The organism is Mesorhizobium huakuii (assembly GCF_030160235.1).
Lineage (GTDB): Bacteria > Pseudomonadota > Alphaproteobacteria > Rhizobiales > Rhizobiaceae > Mesorhizobium > Mesorhizobium huakuii.
The window spans coordinates 44,407-61,513 of record NZ_BSNY01000026.1; the positions used below are offsets into that span (position 1 = coordinate 44,407).

A 17,107-nucleotide genomic window follows, 5' to 3' on the forward strand; every position below is an offset into this window, starting at 1 on the left:
GCATTCTCCTGTTGCCGGTCATGGTTCCGCTTGACGCGACTCCATGATGAGGATAGAAATTACACGGGTATTATAGATATGTCCATATACTTTTTATCTGCATGTGGAGAAACTGGATGACGGAAGCGGTGGCGGGATTGAAGTGGGGCGTGGAGCGCCGCCTCGAATTCATCGAGTTCCGGCTCCTGTGGGAAGGTGGCGTCAATCGGTCCGATATCATTAACTCTTTCGGAGTTTCCGTCCCGCAGGCATCGAAGGATCTGACGCTCTATCAAGAGCGAGCCCCCGGAAATGTGGCGTATGACAAGAGCGCCAAGCGCTACATTGCGGCCGATGGATTCAAGCCGCAGTTCCTCAATCCCGATCCTGATGCATTCCTGTCTAGGTTACAGGCCGTGGTTGAAGGAGCGGACTGGCAACGGGACTCATGGATATCAGCAGCACCAGACGCAGATGTCGCCCTGACGCCGAAGCGTGATGTCGACGGTGATGTGTTACGGGCGGTTTTGAACGCCATCCGAAATCAGCGTTCAATCGAGATCATGTATCAATCGATGAACCCCCTGCGCCCCGATCCGAAATGGCGGCGCATAACACCACACGCTTTCGGCTATGACGGATTTCGGTGGCACGCCCGTGCCTTCTGTCATCTGGAGGAAACGTTTAAGGACTTCCTCCTGCCGCGCATCCTGAAATCACGCCGTGAGGATGAGCCCGGTGCGTCGGGTGAGGCCGATCACTTCTGGCATGAATACTATCCGTTGGAAATCGCGCCCCATCCTGCGCTTACGAGTTCGCAACAGGAAGTCGTGGCCAAGGATTACGGCATGAAAGGGCGCAAATGTGTTCTTCGGGTCCGCGTCGCGATGCTCTTTTATGTCATGAAAAGACTCGGGCTATTGAATGACGCTGTCAACGAAGATCCAAGAAGACAACACATCGTCCTGTTGAACGAGGCCGATGCAAAGCGGGTTTTAGAACTCGCAAATTCTGGTCGTATCGTTAGGGATGCTGCGGTGGGGCGGGAGACGGCCGGATGACCAGGCTTGAAGACATTCGCGGTGGCGCGCACGTGCGCGGAATTGCTCCGGGCCGCGGCGTCCAAATCGTATCGGTGGACTGGATCGGCGATCAGGCGATCAATGTGGTCTTCCGCGATCCGGAAGGCACCGTCGCCGAAAGCACGCTGTACCGGGACGACGAGCACCGCCTGGAGGTGGATGAGCGCGGACGAGCTTGGTCGTTCGACGCGGATGGTGGCCAGTTGCGACTGGTGACAGAGGCAAATCGCATCAAGCTCGCCCACTACTTCGATCCCTATCTTGCCATTCACACCAGTCTCATCGATCCGCTGCCGCACCAGATTTCCGCTGTCTACGGTGAAATGCTACCGCGCCAACCCTTGCGATTCTTGCTGGCCGATGATCCCGGCGCCGGGAAGACCATCATGGCTGGGCTGCTCATCAAGGAATTGATCGCGCGCAGCGATCTCGAGCGCTGTCTCGTGGTTGCCCCTGGCAGTTTAGTCGAGCAATGGCAGGACGAGTTGGGCGAAAAGTTCAATCTTGAGTTCGACATCCTCACCCGGGACATGATTGAGAACTCCCGGTCCGGGAATCCTTTCGAAGATCGCAACAGGCTGATCGTTCGCCTCGACGTGCTCGCCCGCAATGAAGACCTGCAGGAGAAACTGACGAAGGCGACGGAGTGGGACCTCATTATCTGTGATGAGGCCCATCGGATGTCGGCGACCTATTTCGGAGGCGAGGTCAAATACACAAAACGGTACCAGATCGGACAAAAGCTCGGTGAACTCTGCCGGCATTTTCTCCTGATGTCGGCCACACCACACAACGGAAAGGAAGAGGACTTCCAGCTCTTCATGGCGCTCCTCGACGGCGATCGTTTCGAAGGCCGGTTCCGCGACGGCGTGCATTATGCCGACACGGGCGACATGATGAGGCGGTTGACCAAGGAAGAACTCCTTCGCTTTGACGGTCGTCCTCTGTTCCCGGAGCGACGCGCCCGAACGGTCAAATACGAGCTTTCGGAGGGCGAGACCGCACTTTACTCGGCCGTGACCGAGTATGTCCGGACCGAGATGAACCGCGTGCAGCGCTTTGCTGACGATGGGAGGAAACGCAACAATGTCGGCTTCGCGCTCCAGATCCTGCAGCGACGGCTCGCTTCGTCACCCGCCGCGATCTACCAATCATTGAAGCGTCGGCGGGAGCGGCTGGAGAACGATCTCGCCGAAGCCCGCCTGACCTCGAAGGGGCGCGGCGGAGGATTCGCAAGCATTGAAGGGAACGGCGACACCCTCCGAAACTTGGAGGAGCTTAGCCAGGAGGAGATAGACGAATTCGAGGATTTGATTTCCACCGGCGCGACCACGGCAGAAACGGTCGAGCAGCTCGGCATGGAGGTCGGCACGCTCAAAAGGCTGGAGCAGATGGCGCTGTCCGTCGTCCAGTCCGGCGTCGACACGAAATGGTCGCAGCTCAATCGAATCCTTGACGACGACCTGATGACGGATGCCGCCGGCAACCGCCGCAAGCTGATCATCTTCACCGAGCCCAAGGACACGCTCCACTATCTTGCCGACAAGATCCGCGGCCGCCTGGGCAATCCAGAGGCAGTCGAAGTGATCCATGGCGGCGTGTCTCGTGACGAGCGTAGGAAGGTCATCGAAAGGTTCATGCAGGACCGCGACCTGCTCGTCCTGGTGGCCAACGATGCAGCCGGCGAAGGTGTGAACCTTCAGCGCGGTCATCTGATGGTCAACTACGACCTGCCGTGGAATCCCAACAAGATCGAGCAGCGCTTCGGCCGAATCCACCGCATCGGCCAGACGGAAGTCTGCCATCTCTGGAATCTCGTTGCGGCGGATACGCGCGAGGGCGAGGTCTATGGCCGACTCTTGGAGAAGCTCGAGGCTGCTCGCGAGGCCCTTGGCGGTAGGGTCTATGACGTGCTTGGCGAATTGTTCCAAGGTGTTGCGCTGAAAGACCTCCTCTTCGAGGCGATCCAATATGGAGAGCAGGATGACGTGAAGGCGCGGTTGTTCAGGCAGGTCGACGGTGCCGTCGATCAAAAGCATCTTCTCGAGTTGCTGCAACGTCGGGCTTTGACGAACGACACGATGCCCGAGGCGCAGGTCCATGAACTTCGGTTGGAGATGGAACGCGCAGGCGCTCAGCGCCTGCAGCCGCATCATATACAGAGCTTCTTCATCGAAGCCTTCCAGCGGCTCGGGGGCCAGATCAGAAAGCGTGAGGAAGGGCGTTTCGAGATAACTCATGTCCCACTTCGCGTACGCGAGCGTGATCGCCAGATCGGTATGGGCGCTCCGCTCCAGAAGAAATATGAGCGTATCTGTTTCGAAAAGGGGCGGATCAATCAGCAGCCGGTCGCCAGCTTCGTGTGCCCAGGACACCCGTTGTTGGAGGCAGTCATTTCACTGATCCGCGAAGAGTACGACCATGTCCTGAAGCAAGGCGCCGTGCTCGTCGACGAGACCGACGACAGCCAGGACGTAACGGCAATCTTCCTGCTGGAACACAGTGTGCAGGACGGACGCCAGACGAGTCTCGGCAAGCCGCATATCGTGTCGCAGAAACTCCAGTTCACTGCCGTTCGTAAGAACGGGGAAGCACACGATGCAGGCATCGCGCCACATCTGAACCTGCGCGCCGCCTCGGCAGAGGAATCGGCGCTGGTGAAGAATGTTCTCGAACAGGACTGGTTGAGTTCCGATCTTGAAAAGACCGCGCTTCGATTCGCCACCGTAGACATGGCGCAGCGCCACGTCGGCGAGGTGAAGGCACGGCGGCTTCCGGAAATTGCCAAGGTCGAGCAGGAAGTGAAGGCCCGGCTGGCGAAGGAGATCAACTACTGGGACAACCGGGCCGCGGAATTGCGCGAGGAAGAGCGGGCTGGAAAGAAGACGCGACTGAACTGGCAGAACGCCCAGCGCCGCGCCGAGGATCTCGCCGAGCGACGCAAACGTCGGGAAGTTCTGTTGGAGCAGGAAAAGTTTATCGGCGCACAGCCGCCAAGGATTCGCGGTGGCATGGTGGTCATCCCGCGCGGGCTGCTGGGGTCGCTGCAGCCAGCGTCGGGTGTGGGCAAGGGCTTTTCTGAAGACCCAGTCGCTCGCCGCGAGATCGAGATCGCTGCGATGAATGCCGTGATGGTCGCCGAACGCGCGCTCGGTAACGAACCGGATGACGTATCCGCGCAGAAGCTTGGGTACGACATCGCCTCGCGCGGCGCGAACCATATGCGGTTCATCGAAGTAAAGGGGCGGATCGACGGTGCCGACAATGTCATGATTACGCGGCAGGAGGTGATCACTTCGCTGCACGAGCCCGAGAAATTCATCCTGGCCGTCGTGCAGGTCGAAGCAGGATTCGCGCGCGAACCGATCTACGTACGCAGACCGTTCAGCCAGGAGCCTGAGTTCGGCATCACCGCAATCCAGGTCGACCTGAAGAAATTGCTCGAGAGGGGGGAAAGACCATCGTGAATGTCACCAAGGGGCTGATCATTGACGATCCTTGGATCGGCTACATCCTGGATGGATCCAAGACTTGGGAGATGCGGTCCAGGACATGGGGACACCGTGGCTGGATCGGACTGATCCGGAAGGGAACTGGAGCAGTATGGGCTGTTGCCCGTCTGGTGGACGTGGGCGCCCCGTTGTCGGAGGAGGAAATGATTGCATCCTTTGACAAGCACCGAATCCCTCCTGACATGATCCGCAGCGGCGCCGTCGCGAAGTGGACCACGCCGTGGAAGCTGGCTGATGTCCGCAAACTCTCGTCGCCTGTTCCGTATCGTCACAAGTCTGGCGCTGTGACCCAGGTGGACTTGGACGCTGAGACATCGGATGGGATTGCCCGCCAGTTGGCAGACCGTTCTGTAGACATTGGGAAACCTCAGCCAGCCAGCACGGCTGCTGCCGGGAACTGGGTTTCGAAGTCGAACGCGCCTGTTCAACCTGCTCCCGCACCGAAAAAAGTGTTTCCGGCCAATGTGGCTCCTCCCAAGTTCCACAATGGCGGTGGTCGGCTGATTGGCGAGTGCGAGGTCACCGATGGCGCACTGAAGAATAGCTATATCCGGCTGACCAAGCTGATGGACAAGTTTCCACGTGATGCAATCGGTGGTAGCAACGACTCGACAACTGCAAGGCGCGAACTGATCGTGGACTGGGGCGGGCCGGAGCTGGTTCGAACAGACCTCGACGGACAGAAAAAATTCTTTCGCCGTAGGGGTTGGGTTGGCGACTTTTATAAGCTCAATCGTGCCAAAGCTGGTGACAAGGTGCGGATCGAAGAGGCAGCGGCCTACCGATATTGCATCAGCCTAGTAAGGTAGCCGGCAGGGGAGAATTTATGACCGTCACGGGAGATTTTGCCATCCTGGCGCCAGTGCCCTTGGAGCACCTGCAATCAGGAAAAGGTATCGCCGAGAAGCAAGGGTTCGTCGCTTTCGGCTCGCGGAAATGGGAGCTGTTCCGGAATGTAGAAGAAATGCGCGGTGGCACGCCCGTGCGCGTGCTGATCTATCCCTCTGATGAGCACCTGCCTGCCAAGGTTTCGTTCAAGGTCTGCTGGGGCGGATGGTATATCGGCTGCGAGGAGAGCAACAGCGGCGAGCACCCGCTCGGCATGGCCCATCGTCCGCCGACGACCGAACAGTACGCCGCCGACAACCAGGGCTATTGGGCAGTGTTCTGGCACGTAAAGGGCCTCTTCGAACTGCCGAAGGCGCAGCATTTGCCGATCTCGGCCATCAAGACCGTCAAGGGCGGCTGGCGCAAGAATGCGCCGCCACGGGGACCGGAACTGGTCGCCGTACCCTCAACCATCCAATTTCCGGTACAGCCATGACCTACAAGAAGAAACTTATCGAAGTCGCGATCCCGTTGGAAAAGATCAACGAGGCGTCGGCGCGGGAGAAGTCGATCCGGCACGGCCATCCCTCGACACTACATTTGTGGTGGGCACGGAGGCCGCTGGCGGCGTGCCGGGCGGTGCTGTTTGCGCAGTTGGTCGATGACCCCTCGGGTTATGTCAACGACCTCCTCAATGAGACAGAGACCAGGACCGCCGCGGAGCGGGAACTGAACGCACGCCTGAGCGACCGCGAGAAGAGGCGCCAGGAGGGCAAGGCTCTTCCGGCGGACGACAAGGAGATCACGTTGGAGGAGGTTGCCATCGAGATCGAGCGCAAGCGGCTGTTCGACATCATCGAGGAACTTGTGATCTGGGAAAATTCAACCAATGAGGAGGTGCTGGAGCGCGCGCGGACGGAAATCCGAAGAAGCTGCGGCACCGAGCTGCCGCCAATCTACGACCCGTTCTCAGGAGGCGGCTCGATTCCGCTAGAGGCGCAGAGGCTCGGCCTCCCAGCTTATGGCAGCGATTTGAATCCTGTCGCCGTGATGATCGGCAAGGCGATGATCGAGATCCCGCCGATGTTCAAGGATATGCCGCCGATCCATCCGGGCGGCAAGGAGCGCAACCACTATCGTAACGCCGAGGGGTTGGCGGAGGATGTGAAATACTACGGCGAATGGATGCGTCAGAAGGCTTGGGACCGTATAGGACACCTCTATCCGCAAGTGCAGCTACCGAAAGAATACGGGAGCGGCAACGGAAGGGTAATTGGCTGGTTTTGGGCGCGGACGGTGCCAAGCCCGGACCCAGCATTCGCGGAAGTAAACGTACCCATCGCTTCAAGTTTCTTGCTTTCTGCGAAGGTGGGGAAAGAAACATGGCTTGATCCGATTGTAGATAAAAAGAACAAGACCTTGCAGTTCCGTGTTCGAAAGGGCGGTACAAAAGCTGAGATCGAGCATGCGAATGAGGGGACAAAGGCTGGCAGAGCCGTGTTCCGGTGCATATTTTCCAATTCTCCCATCTCAGGAGAGTACATCGATAAGTGTGCGACCGAAGGCACGATGGCGGCGACGCTCTTGGCTATCGCCGTCGAGGGAAAAAACGGGCGCGTCTATCTACCTCCTCATGACGATCTTCAACAATCTGCTGCAATTCAGGCCGCCGGCGAATTATCATCTATCGATCTTTCTTCCGTTGAGGTTCCATGTAGAGGGACCTACGCCAGCAATGCGCTCGGCAGACGATATGGCTTTAACACATTCCGCGACTATTTCAGCCCGAGGCAGCTTGTAGCGTTAGGCACATTCTCGAATCTCATCCGAGAGGTGCACGATGCGATCGCTTCTGATGCAGAGTCGCAAAAATCTGGCACTGATAAGGAACGCTCGTCTTCCAACGATTATGCACTGGCCGTAGCCACATATCTTGCGTTTGCGGTTGATAGAGCGGCCGACGCGTGGAGCAGCCTAGTAAGTTGGCGAAACACGGTTGAGGCGACACGTAGCACCTATGCCCGGCAGGGTATTGCTATGGTTTGGGATTACGTTGAGGTAAATCCATTCAGTGAAAAGAATGGAAACTGGAATGATGCTTGCCTAGAATGGGTCTATAAATCACTTCTGGCCTTCTCACCAGGATCTAAAGGTAAAATAATTCAGGCAGACGCTCAAACTGTTAAAACACCTGCAGGTTGCGTTCTTTCAACAGATCCACCTTACTACGACAATATACTTTACTCTGATCTTTCTGATTTTTTTTATGTCTGGCTTCGTAAGAATATAGGAATTTTCTATCCTGATATACTTAGCACCCTAACAGTTCCAAAGGCAGACGAATTGGTGGCCACGGTCTACCGTCACGGTAGTCATCAGGCTGCTGAGGAATTTTTCTTGAACGGTATGTCGAAGGCCATTTCAAATATGGTTGCGCAGACCTCCACGAGCTACCCTGCAACCATCTACTATGCTTTCAAACAGAGTGAGGTTGAAAGCGATGGGATTGCATCGACCGGTTGGGCGACTTTCCTGCAGGCAGTGTTCAACGCAGGCTTTTCCGTGGTTGCCACGTGGCCGGTCCGCACTGAAAAGCCGGGCCGAATGGTTGCAGTTGGCACCAACGCGCTCGCAAACTCTGTCGTTCTCGTCTGCCGCAAGAGAGAAGCCACGGCCGAAGTCATTACTCGCGCGGAGTTCATCCGTACGCTAAAACGCGAGCTGCCTCCGGCAATTGCTGAACTTCAGGCCGCCAACATCGCCCCTGCCGACATGCCGCAATCAGCCATCGGCCCCGGTATGGGTGTGTTCTCCCGCTACCGCGCCGTGCTAGAATCGGATGACAGCCCGATGAGCGTGAAGGCCGCGCTGCAACTAATCAACCGCGAGCTAGACGAATACCTCAGCGGCATTCAGGGCGAGTTCGACGCTGATACCCGTTTTGCCATCACCTGGTTCGAGCAGAACGGATTGAAGGCGGGCGATTACGGCACCGCCAATAATATCGCCACTGCACGCGGCATCTCCGTCGAAAGCGGAAGGCATGCCGGCATTCTAGAAACCTCAGCCGGGAAGGTACGCATCCTAAAGCGTGAGGAACTGCCCGAAGGCTGGGATCCTGTTGCCGATAAGCATCTGACGGTATGGGAAAGCTGCCAACACGTTGTGCGCGCGCTGGAAACAGGTGGCGAATACGAGGCGGCGGTTCTCATCCGCGCACTCGGTCCAGCTATGTCCGAGAACGTCAAGGATCTTGCCTACTGCCTCTACAATATTTGCGAGAAGCGCAAAGACGCCAAGGAGGCGACTTCCTACAACGCACTGATCGCTGTGTGGTCAGATTTGACGCGTCTCGCGGCTAGTTCCGAAACGGCAGGGCGTGGCGGCCAGTTCACGTTGGCCGTCTGATTCCTCGGCAGGACTGGCGGTCCTGCCGTAACTTGAAAACGATGATCCGAGGGGCAAGAACAATGGCGAAAAGCGCAAGACAGCATGTTTTCGAGGGAATGGAACTTCTGCCCGAAGCCCTAATCCCGTTCGTGGAGAAGCGGCTCGAAACCTCGCTGACCGGGCACTGGCAACTGCAGGTTCTGGAACGCTACCCCAACCTCAGACCGAACAGCAAAGGCGAGGTCGGATGGGATCAGACAGCCCTGTTCAACGTGATGGACCGCTTCTGGGGAGAAGCGTTTAAGACCGTTCTCGGTCGTGCCGAGCGGTCGATCGTCAACGAACTCGTCGATGTCCGCAACAAACTTTCGCACAACGGCGATTTTACCTATGACGATGCCGAGCGTGCATTAGATTCGATGCGGCGGATGATGACCGCAATCAGCGCCGGCGAGACCGCCGACAAGCTAGACCTAATGCGCAACTCGATTCTGCGCACCAAGTTCACGGAACTGCAGCGCAACGAGGAGCGCCGGAAGACGCAACGCTCCGACATCTCGGTGGAGACCGTCGCAGGACTCCTGCCATGGCGGGAGGTGGTCGAGCCTCATCAGGATGTCGCCACTGGCGAGTTTACCCAAGCCGAGTTCGCCGCCGATCTCGGCAAGGTCCACAACGGCTCGGCACCGTCGGAATATTCCAACCCGAAGGAATTCTTCGCCCGAACCTATCTGACCGACGGGCTCTCCGCGCTTCTGGTCGGCGCCGCCAAACGGCTTTCAGGAACGGGCGGCGACCCCGTCGTCGAGTTGCAGACCAATTTCGGCGGCGGCAAGACACACTCCATGCTCGCCCTCTATCACATGGCGGGCGGCACGCCGGCGCGCGATTTGCCAGGTCTCGACCAACTCCTCCAGAAGGAAGGGCTGACCGTTCCCGAAAAGATCAGCCGCGCCGTGCTCGTCGGTACCTCGCGCGGTCCACAGGACGTGCTGAAGACTAAGGACGGGCTGGAAATCAAGACGACCTGGGGCGAACTCGCGTACCAGCTCGGCGGCGCCCAAGGCTTCGCCATGGTCGCCGACAATGACGCCAAAGGAATCGCGCCTGGCTCGAACCTGCTCGAATCCCTGTTCAAGACGTTCTCGCCCTGCCTGATCCTGATCGACGAGTGGGTCGCGTATCTGCGCCAGATCTACAAGGTCGAGGGGCTCCCGTCCGGCTCGTTCGACGCGAACCTGTCCTTCGTGCAATCCTTGACGGAGGCGGTGAAGACCAGCCCCGGTACGCTGCTGGTCGCCTCACTACCAGCGAGCCAGATCGAGGTCGGCGGCGAAGGCGGACAGGAAGCGCTCGCGCGGCTCAAGCAGACCTTTTCCCGCGTCGAATCCTCATGGCGGCCGGCCAGCCAGGAGGAGAGCTATGAGATCGTGCGACGGCGCCTGTTCAAGGAAATCCCCGGCGATCGCTTCCATCACCGTGACAACACGCTGAAGCAGTTCGCCAAGCTCTATCGCGAGAACGCGAACGACTTCCCACAGGGCGTTGCCGACGAGGATTATCGCCGCAAGCTGGAGAAGGCATATCCGATTCATCCCGAACTGTTCGACCAGCTCTATGTCAGTTGGGGATCGCTGGAAAAATTCCAGCGTACCCGCGGCGTGCTGCGGCTGATGGCTCAGGCGATCCACGAACTGTGGATGAACAATGACCCGTCCGTGATGATCATGCCAGGCAGCGTGGCGATCAGTTCGGCACGCGTTGAACCCGAGCTGCTGCACTATCTGGAGCCGTCCTGGCAGGCGATCATCGCGGGAGACGTCGATGGCACAATGTCCACACCCTACAAGATCGACCAGTCCGCTCCGAATCTAAATCGCTACTCGGCGACGCGACGCGTGGCACGGACCATCTTCATGGGCTCCGCGCCCATGCACGGCCAGCAGAACAAGGGGCTGGACGATCGCCAGATCAATCTCGGCGTAGTACAGCCCGGCGAACGCCCGGCGATCTTCGGCGATGCGCTGCGGCGGCTAACCAACCAGTCCAAGTTCATGCACTCGGATCTTGGCAAGCATTGGTACTCGATGTCGGCGAGCCTCAACCGTATCGCGGCCGATCGCGCCGGACAGATAGAAGAGGCACTGGTTCTGGTCACCATCGATAAGGAACTGACGAAATACATCAACGGCATCGCCGATCGCGGCCTCTTCGATGCCGTGCAGGTTGCTCCGGCTAGTTCGGGCGACGTCCCGGACGAAGCAGGGGGCGTGCGATGCGTAGTGCTGGGCGTGGCGCACCCTCATTCGGGACGCGAAGGTTCCGAGGCTATGGCCGAGGCCAAGGATGTTCTATTGCAGCGCGGCTCCGTGCCTCGCGTCTATCGCAACACGCTCGTGTTCCTGGCGGCCGAGACCAAGCAGATCGACGGATTGAAGGAAGCCATGCGTTCGGCGTTGGCCTGGGGCGAGATAGTGCGGGACACCGATCGGCTCAACCTGACGCAGAGCGACGAAGCGTTGGCCAAAGCCAAGCTAGCCGAGGCGCAGGAGACGATGAAAACGCGCCTGCGCGAAACCTGGTGCTACGTGATCTACCCGATTCAGGAGGACGCGACGAAGGACATCGAATGGATGACCGGCCGTATAGCGGCACAGGACGGAGTCCTGTCGCGCGCCAGCAAAAAACTGGTGAGCGAGGAAGGACTGATGCCCGAATTGGGGCCCGGTCGGCTCGATCGCGACCTGCAGAAATACATCTGGAACGGCAAGCCGCACCTCTCCCTGAAGGACCTGTGGGAGTACTTGAATCGCTATACCTACCTCCCCCGCGTCAAAAACCGCACAGTGCTAGTCAACGCGGTAAGGGCCGCTATCTCGAACATGATTCCAGGTCCTTTCGCCTACGCCGAGCGGTTCGACGACGCGACGCAGTCCTATGTGGGGCTGGCGATCGAGAACGCGGCGAATTCCGCGGTTGTGATCGACAGCGACAGCGTCATCATCAAGCCCGACGTGGCCGAGGCAAATCGACCCAAGCCGAAGGATGAAACCGTTGTGCAGCCTGCTGGTGGAGGCGGCGCCGGCGGGATGGAAGAGGCTCCTGGAGCCTTGGGCGCAGGGGCGACAGCGCCCACGGTCACCGAGGTGCGGAAGCCGACACGCTTCATCGGTACTGTGATGATCTCGCCGGGACGACCAGCACATGAATTCCGCCAGATCGTCGAGGGCATCATCGAGCAGCTGACAACGTTGCCGGGGAGCGACGTGTCCCTGAAGCTCGAGATCGACGCCGAGGTTCCTTCCGGATTGGACCGCGGCAAGATCCGGACCTTGATGGAGAACGCAACGACGTTGGGGTTCGTCGATAAGAAGGTGGAGTAGCGACGTGGAAACGACGGCTGCGGAATCTCCAACCGGCTGGGATCCGGAAAAAGGCGGAGTGAAGGTTTGCCTGCGGGACAATCCGGGCCGCCAGGGCGCCACGACGGGCCGGACAAGGATGGCCGGAACTTTCCTAATGGTCGAAGTGGATTTCGGCCCAAACGAAAAACAGTTCAAACGCTATTTGCAACTGGAGCCCGTCGTCGAGGAGACGGATCTCATCGACGTTCTGAAGGCTGGAAGGTTCGGAACCCCAAGCGATCTGCGGCGGGTCCTGACATTCGAGAAGATCAAGGGGGACCTGACCAACGTCTTCTATTCGATGGAGGCCAGCAATACCGATTTCTATCCGCACCAGTTCAAGCCGGTGATGCGGTTCATCGAATCGCCCGTTGGCCGCATGCTGATCGCCGACGAGGTTGGTCTCGGGAAGACCATTGAAGCAATATACATATGGAAGGAAATCCAGGCACGACATTCAGCACGGCGGCTGCTGATAGTCTGTCCGGCCATGTTGAGGCAAAAGTGGCGTGGCGATCTGCGCAAGCGGTTCAACATCACCGGAGAGATTATCTCTGCAAAGGATCTCCTAGAGAAGGGAGAGGATATCGCCGGTCGTCGGTCTTCCGATGCGTTCGTCTACATTACGAGCTTGGAAGGCCTTCGGCCGCCTGCGAGATTCCTCGATGAAAGCGTTGGTGGCACGCGGGCGCGGTTTGCCAGGCTGCTTGACCAGAATACGGCGACCGAGGAGTTCGCGCTCTTCGACCATGTCATCATCGACGAGGCTCACTATCTGCGCAATCCATCGACAGCGAACAATCGCCTTGGCCGCTTGTTGCGCGAAGCGTCCCGCCATCTGGTGCTGCTGACCGCGACTCCGATCCAGATCAAAAGCGATAATCTCTATCAATTGCTTCGCCTGATCGACGAGGACCAGTTCTACGACGCGTCGCTGTTTGAGGAAATGCTGGCGGCCAATTCCGAGATCGTACGAGCGCAGCGAGCGTTGTGGCGGCAGCCCGTGGACGTTGCCGAGGCCCGCGCGGCCATAATGGATGCTGAAAAATCAGATTACTTCAAAAAGGATGCGGTGCTTCGTCGAATAAGATCCGAAATCGATAAGGCCGCACAGGATTCCGAGAAACGTGTCGAGTTGCTACGCCTGCTCGAATCACGATCTCTGCTTTCGCAATACATGACGAGAAGCCGCAAGAGGGAGGTACTGCCGACCCACGTCGTGCGGGCGCCACAGGTCCTGAACGTCGTCTTCAGCAAGGCTGAAGCAGCCATTTACGGTCACGTCACCAAGAGGATTCGCGACCAATCCGTCGGCAAGACCGGGGTATCGCTGTTTTCGCTGCTTGCCCGCCAGCGCCAAATGGCAAGTTCTATCGTGGGGGCACTGGAGAGCTGGAAAGAAAAGGAACTGATCGACGAGCTGCTTTGGGAAGACTTCGGTCTGTCGACCGGCCTGATCGAAGGGACGAGCCGCAATGACCGGCAGAACGGCGAAGACCAGCCCGAAAGCGCGAGCGAGGCTCCGGTTGCATACGGTTTTGGCTTTGACCTCGCGGAACTGGAAAAAAATGATGCAAAATACCGTGCACTGAGAGAGTTCCTCGCGGGCGAACTGGCGAAAGATCCAGCAGAGAAGTTCGTCATATTCGCTTTCTATCGCGGAACGCTGAAGTACCTCGCCAGGCGGCTAAAGGCCGACGGGATTAGGGCGGGACTGATCATGGGCGACATGGGCTCGTCCAAGGACGCGGTGATCCAGGATTTTGCGCTGTCGGAAGGACCCTCGGTGCTTCTTTCGTCCGAAGTCGGCAGCGAAGGCATCGACCTCCAATTCTGCCGCTTCGTCGTCAATTACGATCTTCCCTGGAATCCGATGCGGATCGAGCAGCGCATCGGGCGTCTCGATCGCCTCGGTCAGAAGGCGGAGCGGATCTCGATCATCAATCTAGTGGTGACCAACACCATCGAAGATCGAATCCTGATGCGGCTTTACGACCGCATCAAGGTGTTCAGCGAGAGCATCGGAGACATGGAGGAGATTTTGGGCGAGATGACCGAGCAGATCATGCTCGATCTCCTCAACCCTCGTCTGTCTGACGATGAACGCGACAGGAGAGCCAAGGTGGCCGAGCTTGCGATACACAATACACAGAAGCAGCAGCATGAACTGGAGCAGCAGGCCGTCAACCTGATCGGATTCTCCGACTATATCCTTGAACATATTACAGACAGTCGTAGTAAGGGACGCTGGTTGAGCGCGTCCGAACTCAGACTGCTCGTGGAGGATTTCTTCGCCAGGAAGTATCCTGGCACCAAGATCGAACCGAACTCGCGGATAGACAATTCAGCGCGGATTACGCTTTCGGAGGAAGCCCGCAGGGACCTCGGCTATTTCGTCGCTGAGGCACGGCCGGCAACGCGTACAAGGATGCACCAGAGCTACAAGCCCATATTGTGCCTGTTCGATCCTCGCCAAACCGACGACGTCAGTCCTGACGTGGAATTCATCGAGCCGAGCCATCCATTGGTACAATGGATACGAAACGCTTATGAGTCAGATCGAAGTCAGCTTCATCGCGTGGCAGCGCTCAAGTTGCCGTCAGGAGCGACCAGCTTCCCGCCTGGTGATTATGTTTTTTCCGCGCATCGGTGGTCATTCGCGGGTGTCAGATCCAATGAGACGCTGGCGTTTAGCGCATTACGTATGGGCGATGTGGAACCCCTGAGCAATTCCAGTTCCGAAGAACTCATTGCGATTGCAGCCGGCTCCGCTGGCCTTTTTCCCAACGCCCAGAACGTCATCGGAGACATAAAATCGGTGCTCGAAGCCGCTTCGGCCTGCGAACAGCATCTGGCGGACATGTTCGGCGAACGGCTTTCGAACTTTGAGGCGGAAAACGCTGTCCGTTGCGAACAGCAGGAAACCAGCGCCAAAAAATTCGCGCGACGTCGACTGGATGAACTCGGCGGGCGCATCCAGCGATTCAAGGTTGCGGGTAATCTCAAGCCCATTCCGATGACGGAAGGTCTCATCCGCAAAGAGGAAGAGCAACTCAAGACAAAGATCGAGCGGGTAACCAGAAGGCGTCACGTCGAGGAAACGATGGTTCCGTTGGCGATCGGGGTAATCAGGGTGGAATGATGCTTGGTGATTGGCGACAAAGACTGCTTGCACTTCGCGATCGGCTGTTTGGCGAGCCCAGCGCGGCGGATCCCCTCGACGAGATAGAGGTCCCGATCGAAGAAGTGGCTCCTCCAGGCCCGACGCCGTTGCCGACCGAAGTTCCGCCAACGGTTTCACTAACGTCGGCGCAAGTACCTGATCAGCTCTACAATCCGGTCTCCAAGAAGAGCAAGGCGACCTGGAAGGAGAAAACGGTCGATTCCAAGCCAAAGAATGGGCGGAGATCGGCGCAGAAACCGACTCCGGCAGCCAAAGTCAAACGGCTGGTCGTTGGTGCCGGCCGCGCCGCCAAACGTCTAGTTGCTGAACACAATGAGAAGCGCTCCGGGGATGGGTTAGGACAACCTAGCGCGCGGCCCACGGGACGAGACCAGGTCTTCCTGAATCTCGGAATCGACTTCGGCACGAGCTTCACCAAGGTTTGCTTCCGGGACGTTGGGACGGAAGACTCATTCCTTGTGACCTTCGATGCTACCTCGGCGCATGACGCCTTGTTGCCCTCCATCGTGGCGGTGGATAAGAAGGGCACGCTATATACCGCCGATCAGGCTCCGCGCGGAGCGGTGCTGGTGCCATATCTCAAGATGAGGCTCGCCGGGTCGCCTATTGGCGAAGACTTACCTGTTGTCGATGGCGTCGACCTTGGCAGCAGGGAAGCCACTTGTGCGCTCGCCAGTTGGTTTCTTGCCAGGGTGCTCTCACGCAGTCAGGAATGGATACGCAAGCACGAACGTGACAGGCTAAGGAACAGAGTTCCTGTCTGGTCGGCAAATATCGGCGTTCCGGTGGAACACTACGATTCGGTAGCCATCGACACCTTTCGCAGGGTGCTAGGTATTTCGTGGATTTGGGATGCGAACGCCAGGCTCCCAAAAACCGTGGGGGAAGCTGTTTCCGCCTATCGGCGGGATGTTGATCGTCTCGAGGGCGAGGTTTCGGATTTTCATGCGGTTCCCGAGATAGCGGCTGCAGTCCAATCCTTCGTGATGTCGCGGGAGGCGGTCGCAGGAATCTATGTCTATTTCGATATCGGTGGCGGAACGGTTGATGGCGTAGCCTTCAAGTTTCTGAATCATCATGGCGAGCGCCGAGTCAATTTCTATTCCGGTAAGGTATCGCCTCTCGGAATTTCGGCCTTGGCTTCGGCGCTCGGGTCAGGCTCACCACGCGATATCGACGACAAGAAACTCAAGCGACTAGTCAGCAATGGAAACGTTGAAGTCCTTGCAGATTTCGAACATCGCGTGAGACAGTTGGTCGGGAAGGTCGTTATCACGGCCAAGCAAAAGGATGGCCGAAATTGGCAAGAAGACGCAATTCAAGACCATCAGACCACACGAAAGAACATTCGCAGTCTTGGCGGTCTCGATAGAACGAGAATGACGCCACTCGTCGTTTTCTTGGGCGGCGGCGGCGCTCCTTCCGCTTGGTACCAGACCGCGATCAGTTCGACTTATGACAAGTTTGGGCACTTTGGGGCCGGCGTTCCGCCGTACCAGCTATTGGAAGTTGCGGCACCTAAGGACTTGGACATGACAGGGTTGGCTTCCAGCGATTTTCGACGGTTTGCGATAAGCTACGGGTTGTCGATTCCCTTCGGTGAGGGACCGGAAGTTCGCTTGCCGAGCCAGTTCGCCGACGCGGAGCCACTTCCGGTCAGACCAAACCGCGTTGCCGATTACCTTGATAGCAAGGACGCGTACGACTGACGGCGGAACCCACTCATGG

8 protein-coding genes are annotated in these 17,107 nt (G+C 58.1%); all 8 read left to right on the forward strand.

From position 1 onward, the window contains the following. The first annotated feature begins 116 nt into the window (after positions 1 to 116). The 8 genes from QQK95_RS13600 to QQK95_RS13635 all read left to right on the forward strand — a co-directional run bounded on the left by QQK95_RS13600 (position 117) and on the right by QQK95_RS13635 (position 17,088). Entirely contained in the window at positions 117 to 1,040 is a 924-nt protein-coding gene (locus tag QQK95_RS13600; RefSeq protein ID WP_284273132.1) for a WYL domain-containing transcriptional regulator, read from the forward strand. Beyond that, complete coding sequence (locus QQK95_RS13605) at positions 1,037 to 4,528, forward strand: helicase-related protein (protein ID WP_284273134.1); 3,492 nt, start codon at positions 1,037 to 1,039, stop codon at positions 4,526 to 4,528. Before QQK95_RS13600 ends, QQK95_RS13605 begins: the two co-directional genes overlap by 4 nt. Further along, positions 4,525 to 5,382 (forward strand): ASCH domain-containing protein, encoded by an 858-nt coding sequence (locus QQK95_RS13610; RefSeq protein ID WP_284273136.1) that lies wholly within the window; start codon positions 4,525 to 4,527, stop codon positions 5,380 to 5,382. Before QQK95_RS13605 ends, QQK95_RS13610 begins: the two co-directional genes overlap by 4 nt. A gap of 17 nt (positions 5,383 to 5,399) precedes the next feature. Then, a complete protein-coding gene (locus QQK95_RS13615) occupies positions 5,400 to 5,897 on the forward strand; it encodes a hypothetical protein (RefSeq protein WP_284273138.1) in 498 nt (165 codons plus the stop codon). Beyond that, positions 5,894 to 8,809 (forward strand): DUF1156 domain-containing protein, encoded by a 2,916-nt coding sequence (locus tag QQK95_RS13620; protein WP_284273140.1) that lies wholly within the window; start codon positions 5,894 to 5,896, stop codon positions 8,807 to 8,809. The genes QQK95_RS13615 and QQK95_RS13620 overlap by 4 nt, the downstream gene beginning before the upstream one ends. 62 nt (positions 8,810 to 8,871) lie before the next feature. Beyond that, a complete protein-coding gene (locus QQK95_RS13625; RefSeq protein ID WP_284273142.1) occupies positions 8,872 to 12,174 on the forward strand; it encodes a DUF499 domain-containing protein in 3,303 nt (1,100 codons plus the stop codon). Between the two features lie 4 nt (positions 12,175 to 12,178). Further along, the gene (locus QQK95_RS13630; RefSeq protein ID WP_284273144.1) at positions 12,179 to 15,337 is read left to right on the forward strand and encodes an SNF2-related protein; all 3,159 of its coding nucleotides are present in this window, start codon (positions 12,179 to 12,181) and stop codon (positions 15,335 to 15,337) included. Next, a complete protein-coding gene (locus QQK95_RS13635) occupies positions 15,334 to 17,088 on the forward strand; it encodes an acetate and sugar kinases/Hsc70/actin family protein (protein ID WP_284273145.1) in 1,755 nt (584 codons plus the stop codon). Before QQK95_RS13630 ends, QQK95_RS13635 begins: the two co-directional genes overlap by 4 nt. Positions 17,089 to 17,107: the final 19 nt, after the last annotated feature.

Excerpts from the sequence above, each read along its gene's own strand:
- QQK95_RS13625 (WP_284273142.1), top strand. The coding sequence starts at position 8,872 with ATGGCGAAAAGCGCAAGACAGCATGTTTTCGAGGGAATGGAACTTCTG.
- QQK95_RS13600 (WP_284273132.1), top strand. The coding sequence starts at position 117 with ATGACGGAAGCGGTGGCGGGATTGAAGTGGGGCGTGGAGCGCCGCCTC.
- QQK95_RS13605 (WP_284273134.1), top strand. The coding sequence starts at position 1,037 with ATGACCAGGCTTGAAGACATTCGCGGTGGCGCGCACGTGCGCGGAATT.
- QQK95_RS13635 (WP_284273145.1), top strand. The coding sequence starts at position 15,334 with ATGATGCTTGGTGATTGGCGACAAAGACTGCTTGCACTTCGCGATCGG.
- QQK95_RS13620 (WP_284273140.1), top strand. The coding sequence starts at position 5,894 with ATGACCTACAAGAAGAAACTTATCGAAGTCGCGATCCCGTTGGAAAAG.
- QQK95_RS13615 (WP_284273138.1), top strand. The coding sequence starts at position 5,400 with ATGACCGTCACGGGAGATTTTGCCATCCTGGCGCCAGTGCCCTTGGAG.